Here is a 707-nt window from a genome sequence, read left to right on the forward strand (position 1 = left end):
GTCATTGGAGACATTGCTAATCTATGTTTTAATTCCATATTTCCTACTTTAATTGGGTTCCATAATTTACTCATATATTTGCCTTCTTTCTCTATTTTTTTAATATTGGTTGATAACTCTTAATTCTATTTACCATCAAATAGACATTCATTATTAGTATTAAATATGCTGGTATACCTTCTGCAGGAGCTAAAAATATGTGAAACATAACCATATTAATAGATACAGGAATAAAAATGATTAAAGCTGCTTTTTCGAATTTATTAGATAGAATGCTTATTCCACATAAAATTTTAACGACTGCTAGAAATGGGAAAAAGTAGTTGGTATCACCCATAGCTTGCATAAAATCATTTGCTGATTGGCTACTGTATTCCATATTTGAAATAAACCCTAAAATCATTGCAAACCCAGAACCAATAATAATTAACGAAAAAACCATCCTAACGATACGATCAATTAACCCTTTGTTCAATTTTCCACCTCCTACTAAGTTTCTCTATTGACTATAGTGTTATAACAAACTATAAAGAATCTTATTTGTAAGTAGGCACTTTTAAAAAACATAGTATCTTTTAAGAAACTATTTGATATCACTGGAGGAAAAGCATAGGAATAAAGTAGGTAACACAAAAGACATTAATGAATGTTCAGGAATGGAAAAACCAATGGAAATATTAGTAGGTAAATGGAAACCCATTATTTTA

Annotated in this window: 1 protein-coding gene; it reads right to left on the reverse strand. The window is 28.9% G+C overall.

The features are described from left to right. Positions 1–91: 91 nt before the first annotated feature. On the reverse strand, positions 92–475 hold the full coding sequence (locus tag ACF91D_RS31120; RefSeq protein WP_392438605.1) for a hypothetical protein: 384 nt from the start codon (positions 473–475) through the stop codon (positions 92–94). Positions 476–707: the final 232 nt, after the last annotated feature.

The organism is Staphylococcus sp. 231237_7MaSpsaltlick, from assembly GCF_043107035.1.